Origin of the sequence: uncultured Thiodictyon sp., assembly GCF_903828115.1 — a bacterium.
GTDB lineage: Bacteria > Pseudomonadota > Gammaproteobacteria > Chromatiales > Chromatiaceae > Thiodictyon.
In genome coordinates this window covers 1-10095 of sequence record NZ_CAIKKU010000881.1, presented here as the reverse complement: position 1 = coordinate 10095, position 10095 = coordinate 1, and the positions used below count along the sequence as shown (strand labels likewise).

The 10095-nt window shown below is 65.3% G+C and carries 7 protein-coding genes and 1 riboswitch; of the genes, 2 read left to right on the top strand and 5 right to left on the bottom strand.

Annotation, left to right across the window (positions count from 1 at the left end):
• The 5 genes from pyk to QZY48_RS33110 form a co-directional block, all read right to left on the bottom strand.
• Positions 1-866 (bottom strand): pyruvate kinase (gene pyk / locus QZY48_RS33130; protein ID WP_295438822.1); only part of this gene is annotated, 866 nt, incomplete at its 3' end.
• Between the two features lie 201 nt (positions 867-1067).
• On the bottom strand, positions 1068-2249 hold the full coding sequence (locus QZY48_RS33125; protein ID WP_295438820.1) for a phosphoglycerate kinase: 1182 nt from the start codon (positions 2247-2249) through the stop codon (positions 1068-1070).
• Positions 2250-2457: 208 nt separating this feature from the next.
• A complete protein-coding gene (gap, locus tag QZY48_RS33120; protein WP_295438818.1) occupies positions 2458-3459 on the bottom strand; it encodes a type I glyceraldehyde-3-phosphate dehydrogenase in 1002 nt (333 codons plus the stop codon).
• Between the two features lie 93 nt (positions 3460-3552).
• Positions 3553-5559 (bottom strand): transketolase, encoded by a 2007-nt coding sequence (tkt, locus tag QZY48_RS33115; RefSeq protein ID WP_295438816.1) that lies wholly within the window; start codon positions 5557-5559, stop codon positions 3553-3555.
• Between the two features lie 330 nt (positions 5560-5889).
• Positions 5890-6447, bottom strand: a complete 558-nt coding sequence (locus tag QZY48_RS33110; RefSeq protein ID WP_295438814.1) for a thioredoxin family protein — start codon at positions 6445-6447, stop codon at positions 5890-5892.
• 548 nt (positions 6448-6995) lie between these two features.
• Between QZY48_RS33110 and metK the strand changes: the two genes are divergently transcribed.
• Positions 6996-8186: a methionine adenosyltransferase gene (gene metK / locus QZY48_RS33105; protein ID WP_295438813.1), complete on the top strand. Its 1191-nt coding sequence runs from the start codon at positions 6996-6998 to the stop codon at positions 8184-8186.
• Between the two features lie 183 nt (positions 8187-8369).
• A riboswitch (S-adenosyl-L-homocysteine riboswitch) is annotated at positions 8370-8468 on the top strand.
• A gap of 21 nt (positions 8469-8489) precedes the next feature.
• The gene (gene ahcY / locus QZY48_RS33100; protein WP_295438812.1) at positions 8490-9896 is read left to right on the top strand and encodes an adenosylhomocysteinase; all 1407 of its coding nucleotides are present in this window, start codon (positions 8490-8492) and stop codon (positions 9894-9896) included.
• Positions 9897-10095: the final 199 nt, after the last annotated feature.

Below are 10095 nucleotides of genomic sequence, written 5' to 3'. Positions count from 1 at the left end.
ATGGGGTTGTCGATCATGGACTGCATCATCTGGGTGGCGGTGATGACCACCCGGTTGAGCTCCCGGGCGCGATGGATCAGGTGCTTTTGCACCGCCGGGAGCTTGGCGTCGCCGATCTCCACACCCAGGTCACCGCGGGCGACCATGATCACATCGGACGCCTCGATGATCTCATCGACCGCGTTCAAGGCCTCCGCCCGCTCGATCTTGGCGACGATGCCGCCCCGCCCGCCGGCCGCGCGCAGCAGCGCCCGGGCCAGTTCGACATCCGCGGCACTGCGCACGAAGGAGACGGCGAGATAGTCCGTCTGCAGCTCCGCGGCGAGTTGGATGTCTTCCTTGTCCTTCTCCGTCAGGGCCGGGGCCGAGAGTCCGCCGCCCTTCTTGTTGATGCCCTTGTTGTTGGAGAGCTTGCCGCCGACGACGACGGTGCAGTCGATGCGCCCGTCGGTCACGGCGTCGGCCAGCAGTTCGATGGCCCCGTCGTCGAGCAGCAGGATGTCACCCGCACGCACGTCGGCCGCCAATTCCGGGTAGGTGGTGCCGACCTGGGTCCAGTCGCCGTCCATCAGGGGGCAGGCGGCGTCGATGGCGAAGGGGTCGCCGTTGGTCAGGGTGATGGCGCCATCGGTGAAGCGCCCGATGCGGATCTTGGGACCCTGCAGGTCCAGTAGGATGGCGATCTCCTGGCCGGCGGCCCCGGCGCGCTCACGCACCAGGCGCACCCGCTCGCGGTGACGCTCGTGGGTGTCGTGGGACAGGTTGAGCCGCACCACATCGACGCCCGCGGCGATGATGGCATCCATCACCGCCGGGGTGTCCGTGGCAGGCCCTAGAGTCGCGACGATTTTGGTACGTCTGGCCATGGGTAATCCTATAAAGAGTTATTGGCCGCAAATGAACGCAAATAAGCGCAAATGAAACCGCTGCTCAGGGCCGTTCCAGCCACACCCGGATGGGGCGGAAAAAATACGGTAGCACCGTGATTATTTGCGTCTATTTGCGTCATTTGCGGCTAAATTCCTCTTTCGAGGATCGGCATACTTTCAGGCTGACCGCGAGTCATCTCAGCCCTTGGCGCGGGATTCGAGCATGGCGACCGCCGGCAGCGTCTTGCCCTCCAGATACTCCAGGAAGGCCCCGCCCGCCGTGGAGATGTAGGAGATCTTGTCATAGATGCCGTACTTCTGGATGGCCGCGATGGTGTCGCCGCCGCCCGCCAGGCTGAAGCCCGCGGCGTTGGCGATGGCCATGGCGACGGTCTTGGTGCCGCCGCCGAACTGGTCGAACTCGAACACGCCGACGGGGCCGTTCCACACGATGGTACCGGCCTTGGCGATGATATCGGCCAACTGCTGGGCGGACTTGGGGCCGATGTCGAAGATCATGTCGTCGTCGGCCACGGAGCCGGCGTCCTTGACCACGGCGGGCTCGGTCTCCGCGAAGTTCTTGCCGGTCACGACATCCACCGCGATCGGGATGGTCGCGCCGCGGGCGGTCATCTTCGCCATCAGGGCCTTGGCGGTCGGGATCAGGTCCTGCTCACACAGCGACTTGCCGATACCGTGGCCGCTGGCGGCCAGGAAGGTGTTGGCGATGCCGCCGCCGACCACGAGTTGGTCCACCTTCTCGGACAGGGCCTCGAGCACCGTCAGCTTGGTCGAGACCTTGGAGCCGCCGACGATGGCGACCATCGGCCGTGCCGGATTGGCCAGGGCCTTCTTCAGGGCGTCCAGTTCCGCGGCCAGCAGCAGGCCGGCACAGGCGGTCGGGGCGAACTTGCCGACGCCGTGGGTGGAGGCCTGGGCGCGGTGGGCGGTACCGAAGGCGTCCATCACGAAGACGTCGCACAGGGCGGCGTATTTCTTGGCCAGTTCCTCGTTGTCCTTACCCTCGCCCTTGTTGAAGCGGACGTTTTCGAGCAGGACCAGTTCGCCGTCGGCGATGACCGGGGTGTTCTCGAAATAGTCGCCGATCAGGCGCACCGGCCGGCCCAGTTTGACGGCCAGATCGGCGGCGACCGGCGCCATGGAGTCGGCCTCGGAGAAGACGCCCTCCTCCGGTCGCCCCAGGTGGGACATGACCATCACCTTGGCACCGGCCTTGATGCAGTGCTCGAAGGTGGGCATGGAGGCGCTGATACGCGCATCCGAGGTGACCTTGCCGTTCTTGACCGGGACATTCAGATCCGAGCGGATCAGCACCCGTTTACCGGCGAGGTCGAGATCGGTGAGCTTGATGAAGGACATGGGGGCGGCCCTCTATGGGTTGATATGGTGTGTTGAGCGATCTGGGAAACCAGGGGCTTTCCGGATGACTCGGGCGAGTGGTTAGTGAATAGTGGTTAGTGAATAGTGGTGGGCAGCTGGTCCAGATTGTGAGAGGCGGCGAGTGCGGCGGACTTGGGGTCGCGCAGCACTCGCCGTCCGTGGCTATCCACTATCCACTATCCACTTCTTACTTCGCGACGTGCTCGACCAGGCGCAGCATGTTGCAGGTATAGCCGTACTCGTTGTCATACCAGGCGACGACCTTGACGAAGGTCGGGTCGAGCGCGATGCCGGCCCCGACGTCGAAGATCGACGGGGTGCCGCAGCCGCGGAAGTCGGTGGAGACCACCTTCTCCTCGGTGTAGCCCAGGACGCCCTTGAGATCGCCGGACTCGGAGGCGGCCTTCATGGCGGCGCAGATCTCCTTGTAGGAGGCGCCCTTGACCAGTTCGACGGTGAGATCGACCACCGAGACATCGGAGGTCGGCACGCGCAGGGCCATGCCGGTCAGCTTGCCGTTGAGCTCAGGCAGCACCACGCCGACGGCCTTGGCCGCACCGGTGGAGGAGGGGATGATGTTCTCCAGGATGCCGCGACCGCCGCGCCAATCCTTGGACGAGGGGCCGTCGACCGTCTTCTGGGTGGCGGTGGCGGCGTGGACCGTGGTCATCAGGCCGCGCTTGATCCCCCAGTTGTCGTGCAGGACCTTGGCGACCGGCGCCAGGCAGTTGGTGGTGCAGGAGGCACCGGAGATGATGGCCTGACCGGCGTAGGTCTTGTGGTTGACGCCGAAGACGAACATCGGGGTGCTGTCCTTGGAGGGGGCGGACTGCACGACCTTCTTGGCGCCGGCGGCGATGTGCTTCTGGCAGGACTCTTCGGTCAGGAAGAAGCCGGTGGACTCAATGATGAGGTCCGCGCCGATCTCGCCCCACTTCAGGTTGGCGGGGTCCTTCTCCGCGGTCAGGCGGATGGACTTGCCGTTGACGATCATGGTGGTGCCATCGACGGCGATGTCGCCGGGGAAGTTACCGTGGACCGAGTCGTACTTGAGCATATAGGCCAGGTACTCGGGGTCCAGCAGGTCGTTGATGCCGACCACCTCGATGCTGGGGAAGTCCTTGGAGATGGCCCGGAAGACCATGCGCCCGATGCGGCCGAAACCGTTGATGCCAACTTTGATTGTCATGCGTGTTCTCCTGTCGAGTGGTAAAAATCACGCCTCAGCGCGCGGGGCGCGAGGCTTGAATGGGTGGCGGGGGCCCTGCGGCCCCGCGCGCCGTCAGAGGACGCCCTTTACCGTGGCGACCAGATGGTCGACGGTGAAGCCGAACTCCTTCATCAGGGCCCCGGCCGGGGCGGACTCGCCGAAGCGGTCGATGCCGACCACGGCCCCGTTGGTGCCCACATACTTCCACCAGCCGGCGGTGACGGCGGCCTCGACCGCCACCCGGGCGGTGACGGCCTGCGGCAGGACGGATTCGCGGTAGGCCGCGTCCTGGGTGTCGAAGGTGTCGGTGGAGGGCATGGAGACCACGCGCACCGCCCGGTCGGTCAAGGCCTCGGCCGCCTTCATCGCCAGTTCCACCTCGGAGCCGGTGGCGATGATGATGGCGTCCGGGGTACCGGCGCAATCGCGCAGTACATAGCCGCCGCGCTCGATGGCGGTGAGCTGGTCCGGGGTCCGGGGCATGTGGGCCAGGTTTTGGCGCGAGAAGATCAGGCAGGAGGGCCCGTGCTCACGCTCGATGGCGAGCTTCCAGGCCACGGCCGACTCCACCGCGTCGCAGGGGCGCCAGACGCTCTTGTTGGGGATCATGCGCAGCGTCGGGATCTGCTCCACCGGCTGGTGGGTGGGGCCGTCCTCGCCTAAGCCGACCGAATCGTGGGTGTAGACGAAGATGGTCCGGATCTTCATCAGGGCCGCCATGCGCAGTGCATTGCGGGCATACTCGGAGAACATCAGGAAGGTCGCACCATAGGGGATGAAGCCCCCGTGCAGGGCGATGCCGTTCATGTTGGCGGACATGCCGAACTCACGCACGCCGTAGTAGACATAGTTGCCGTCGGTCTCGACCTTGCCGATCCCCTTACACCCCTTCCAGAGCGTCAGGTTCGAGCCGGCCAGGTCCGCCGAGCCGCCCAGCAACTCGGGCAACAGGGGACCGAAGCCGTTCAGGGCATTCTGGGACGCCTTACGCGAGGCGATGGTCTCGGCCTTGGCGACCACGGCGTTGACGAAGGCGTCGGCGTCGGCGGACCAGTCGGCCGGCAGCTTGCCGGCCATGCGGCGCTTGAACTCGGCGGCCGCGACGGGATAGGCCGCAGCATAGGCGGCGAAGCGTTCGTTCCACGCGGCCTCGGCGCTGGCGCCGGTCTCCTTGGCGGACCAGCCGGCATAGATGTCGGCCGGGATCTCGAAGGGCGGGTAGGGCCAGCCCAGCTTCTCGCGCGTCAGGACGATCTCCTCCGCACCCAGGGCCGCGCCGTGGCACTCCTCCTTGCCCTCTTTGTTGGGTGAGCCGAAGCCGATGATGGTCTGGCAGCAGATGAGCGAGGGCCGCTCCTCGACCGCGCGCGCCTCCTCGATCGCCGCCTTGACCGCCTCGGCGTTGTGACCGTCCACCTTGGGGATGACGTGCCAGCCGTAGGCCTCGAAGCGCTTGGGGGTGTTGTCCAGGAACCAGCCCGGGGTATTGCCGTGCCCGCGCACCTCGCCGTCGATGGAGATGTTGTTGTCGTCGTAGATCGCGATCAGCTTGCCCAAGCCCAGCGCACCGGCGAGCGAGCAGGCCTCGTGCGAGATGCCCTCCATCAGGCAGCCGTCGCCCAGGAACACATAGGTGTGGTGGTCGACGATCTGATGACCAGGCTGGTTGAACTGGGCGGCCAGGACCTTCTCGGACAGGGCCATGCCCACCGCGTTGGTGAGGCCCTGGCCCAGGGGGCCGGTGGTCGTCTCCACCCCCGGTGCGTAGCCGTACTCCGGGTGTCCCGGGGTGCGCGAGTGCAGTTGGCGGAACTGCTTCAGGTCCTCTACGCCTAAGTCGTACCCGGTCAGGTGCAGCAGGGAGTAGATCAACATCGAGCCGTGCCCGTTGGAGAGCACGAAGCGGTCCCGGTCCGCCCAGTGGGGGTTGCCCGGGTTGTGCTTCATGAAGTCGTTCCACAGGACCTCGGCGATGTCGGCCATGCCCATGGGCGCCCCGGGGTGGCCCGAGTTGGCCTTCTGGACTGCATCCATGCTAAGTGCGCGGATGGCGTTGGCAAGTTCTCTGCGTGAGGACATGGCCCCTCCTGAATATTTTTAAGACCAGTAAGTTGCGCGATCCGCCGCGAACCGGTCCAAGACCGGGCGGCGGTACTGCGGTGCGCGGCGGCGCGGTTGCCGGGGGCACGGTGTGGCGGGTTACCCACCACCGCGGGGGCGCACCTGGTCAGGGTCCGCCCGCCCGTGCGTTTCCAGGGCCGCGCTCGTCCGGCCGGACTCCGGGCGCGTGCCCCCGAAAATCAAAGCGAGCTTATGCCCGCAAAGCGAGAGCCTTGTCAATTCCGGATACTGAGAATTAGTCTGGGACTGTCCTGTCCCCATCGATCGGACCCGCTCACCGGGTGCCGTTCAGCCCGCCCGCCACTTGATCGAACAGCCCATGCTCGGGGACTGTTGCGCCGGCCCGCGGCCCGTCTGCGCCACCTCGCGCATCGCCTCGAACAGGTCGCGGCGCACGTCCGGCGCCGCCGCCTCCTTGCGGCTCTCGTCCAGCCGACCACGGTACTGGAGCCCGAGTGCGGCGTTGTAGCCGAAAAAGTCGGGTGTGCAGACGGCCCCGTAGGCGCGGGCGACCCCTTGCGTCTCGTCGTACAGGTAGGGGAAGGGGTAGCCGAACTCGCGGGCCACCCGCTGCATGTCCTGGAACGAGTCCTCCGGGTAGTCCGCCGGATCGTTGGACATGATGGCGACACAGCCGATCCCAAGCGCCTGGAGGTCCCGCACGTCGCGCACGAGCCGTTCCCGCACCGCCTGGACGTAGGGGCAATGGTTGCAGATGAACATGACCAGGAGTCCCCGCTCGCCCCGGCACTGGTCACGCGTCCAGACCCGACCATCCACGCCAGGGAGGGTGAAGTCCGGGGCGGGTGTATCGAACGCGCAGACAGGGGTTTGCAGCGATGCCATCTGGGACCTCCGGGGTCGGCGATTAACGGTCGAGGTCGGGGTTTGGCTCGTCGGTGTCCAGACGCCGACCGGGATTCAACCTACGATCGATTTCTCGACGAGTCGACGGCCGGCGTCTTGGGCGATCCGCGCTCCGCCCATCAGCGCAAAGGAGGATTATTGCACACAATCATAAGCATCGGCTAATCACGGAAACTTATCCGCGACTTAGAACAATCCTTATGACTCCCCGACGGCGCCCCGCGCCGGGGCGGCTCAGTCCCCCTCAGCCCCTTGCCATCCGCAAAGCTCCCAGTGCTCCAGTCATGTTGCTCCGCCTGAAGCAAAAACTGATGTTTTCCGAACTGTCAAGCGCAAACTAAACCACAATTGACGGCATCGCAGCACCGGCTCGATCGCCGCGTGCACTCAACCGGCCAGGGAGCGGCCGGGCGTGCACGGCCGGTGGCGCGACAACCGGTCGCCGGGGGCTAGGATCTCTGCCGACGAATCGTTATCCTAGTCGGCTTGGTCTACCGTACCCCAGCCGCAACCGCCAGTTTAAGGTCATGAGCAAAGACTACATCTTCACCTCCGAGTCAGTTTCCGAGGGCCATCCGGACAAGATGGCGGATCAAATCTCCGATGCCGTGTTGGACGAGATCTACCGTCGCGACCCTAACCACACCAAGGCGCGGGTGGCCTGCGAGACCCTGGTGAAGACCGGCTTCGTCATGCTGGCGGGGGAGATCACCCTGACGGATGCGGATCTGAAGATCGACTACGAGCGGGTCGTGCGCCAGGTGGTCAACGAGATCGGCTACGACAACTCCGAGGTCGGCTTCGACGGTCACACCTGCGGCGTGCTGGTGGCCTTGGGCGAGCAGTCCCGCGACATCGACATGGGCGTGAACCGGGAGACCGAGGAGGCGCAGGGGGCCGGCGACCAGGGGCTGATGTTCGGCTACGCCACCAACGAGACGGATCTGCTGATGCCGGCCCCGATCGATTATGCCCACCGGCTCTGCAAGCGGCAGGCCGAGGTGCGCAAGAACGGCACCCTGCCCTGGCTGCGCCCGGACGCCAAGTCGCAGATCACCTTCCGCTACGAGGACGATCGGCCGGTGGCGATCCAGGCCGTGGTGCTCTCCACCCAGCACAGTCCGGACGTGAGCCTCACCACGCTGCAAGAGGCGGTGATGGAGGAGATCATCAAGCCCGTGCTGGGCGCGACCGGTTGGCTCAAGGCCGATACCCGCTACCACATCAACCCCACCGGCAAGTTCGTGATCGGCGGCCCCGTGGGTGACTGCGGCTTGACCGGGCGCAAGATCATCGTCGACACCTACGGCGGCATGGCCCGTCACGGGGGCGGCGCCTTCTCCGGCAAGGACCCGTCCAAGGTGGACCGTTCCGCCGCCTATGCCGGGCGCTACGTGGCCAAGAATGTCGTCGCCGCGGGCTTGGCGGACAAGCTGGAGATCCAGATCTCCTACGCGATCGGGGTGGCCGAGCCGACCTCCGTGTCGATCGACACCTTCGGCACCGCCAACGTCAGCGAGCACCGGATCATCGAACTGATCCGCGAGCACTTCGACCTGCGCCCCTACGGGATCATCCGCATGTTGAATCTCGGTGACAAGGACCTGATCAAGTACCGCACGACCGCCGCCTACGGTCACTTCGGGCGCAGCGAACCGGGCTTCACCTGGGAGCGCACCGACAAGGCCGCGGCCCTGCGCGCGGCGGCCGGCATTTAAGAAATATTGCCGCAAATGACGCAAATGGACGCAAATGAGGAGGATGGTAGCCGGTCGCTGACGGCCTGACCCGGACCTCCCGACCCGCCGAGCCGGGGCTAATCTCTCCAGCGAGCCGCGTCCACCGTATTGATTTGCGTCCATTTGCGTTCATTTGCGGCTGAATCGTCTTGCCAAAACCTCGCTACCGAGGAGCGTTGCGACCTGGGGGCCCCGCGATCGTGGGGGCGCCCCAGGCCAGGCTCGGCGGCCGGGTCGACCTCACAACGGCGCTCACTCACGTTTAACTCCGGAGCTAAACCCATGAGTGAGTTCACCGACTACAAAGTGGCGGATATGTCCCTGGCCGATTGGGGCCGCAAGGAAATCCGCATCGCCGAGACCGAGATGCCGGGCCTGATGGCCCTGCGCAAGAAGTTCGGTACGACCAAACCGCTGGCCGGCGCCCGGGTCACCGGCAGCCTGCACATGACCATCCAGACCGCGGTCCTGATCGAGACCCTGGCGGCACTGGGCGCCCAGGTCCGCTGGGCCTCCTGCAATATCTTCTCGACCCAAGACCACGCCGCCGCCGCCATCGCGGCCGTCGGCATCCCGGTCTATGCCTGGAAGGGCGAGACCCTGGAAGAATACTGGTGGTGCACGGAGCAGGCCCTCAACTGGCCCGACGGCGCCGGGCCCAACATGATCCTGGACGACGGCGGCGACGCGACGCTCCTGGTCCACAAGGGCGTGGAGTATGAGAAGGCCGGCGCGGTCCCCGCCCCCACGGCGGACGACAACGAGGAATGGACCGCCATCCTGGGCCTGCTCGCGCGTACCTTCGAGCGCGATCCCGAGCATTGGCACAAGGCCGCGGCGGCCATCAAGGGAGTCACCGAGGAGACCACCACCGGCGTGCACCGTCTCTATGAGATGGCCACTGCCGGGACCCTGCTGTTCCCCGGCATGAACGTGAACGACTCGGTCACCAAGTCCAAGTTCGACAACCTCTACGGCTGCCGCGAGTCGCTGGTGGACGGCATCAAGCGCGCCACCGATGTCATGATCGCCGGCAAGATCGGCATGGTCTGCGGCTACGGCGATGTGGGCAAGGGCTGCGCCCAATCACTGCGCGGCCTGGGCGCCACCGTCTGGGTCTCCGAGATCGATCCCATCTGCGCCCTGCAGGCGGCGATGGAGGGCTTCCGGGTCGTGACCATGGACGAGGCGGCGCCGCTGGCGGATATCTTCGTCACCGCCACCGGTAACCTGCGGATCATCACGCATGACCACATGGCCGCCATGAAGGACCAGGCCATCGTCTGCAACATCGGTCATTTCGACAATGAGATCGACGTGGCCGGCATCAGCAAGTACGAATGGGAAGAGATCAAGCCCCAGGTCGATCACGTCATCTTTCCCGACGGCAAGCGCATCATTCTGCTCGCCCAAGGGCGTCTGGTGAACCTGGGTTGCGCCACCGGCCACCCGAGCTTCGTCATGTCCGCGAGCTTCACCAATCAGGTGCTGGCCCAGATCGAGATCTATGCCCACACGGCCAAGTACCCGGTCGGGGTCTATATCCTGCCCAAGACCCTGGATGAAGAGGTCGCGCGCCTGCACATCGGCAAGATCGGGGTGCATCTCACCACCCTGACCCGTACCCAGGCGGACTATATCGGCGTGTCGGTGGATGGGCCTTACAAGCCCGACCATTACCGCTACTAACAGGGCGCTTTGTCCTGTCTTGCGACCTGCTTAAGCCCTGCAAGGGCGTGACCTAAGGCTCTGGGTTCCCAGTAACGAGTCCAGGACAAGGTAAACACGGTCGTTGTCGTCGTTGTCGTTGTCGTTGTCGTAATCGGAGAAGCTCGGCAAATTGGTTTGCGAGAGAATCCTGGGTGCTACGATAACTTCGATTACGATT

Excerpts from the sequence above, each read along its gene's own strand:
- QZY48_RS33125 (WP_295438820.1), bottom strand. The coding sequence starts at position 2,249 with ATGTCCTTCATCAAGCTCACCGATCTCGACCTCGCCGGTAAACGGGTG.
- gap (WP_295438818.1), bottom strand. The coding sequence starts at position 3,459 with ATGACAATCAAAGTTGGCATCAACGGTTTCGGCCGCATCGGGCGCATG.
- tkt (WP_295438816.1), bottom strand. The coding sequence starts at position 5,559 with ATGTCCTCACGCAGAGAACTTGCCAACGCCATCCGCGCACTTAGCATG.
- metK (WP_295438813.1), top strand. The coding sequence starts at position 6,996 with ATGAGCAAAGACTACATCTTCACCTCCGAGTCAGTTTCCGAGGGCCAT.
- ahcY (WP_295438812.1), top strand. The coding sequence starts at position 8,490 with ATGAGTGAGTTCACCGACTACAAAGTGGCGGATATGTCCCTGGCCGAT.
- QZY48_RS33110 (WP_295438814.1), bottom strand. The coding sequence starts at position 6,447 with ATGGCATCGCTGCAAACCCCTGTCTGCGCGTTCGATACACCCGCCCCG.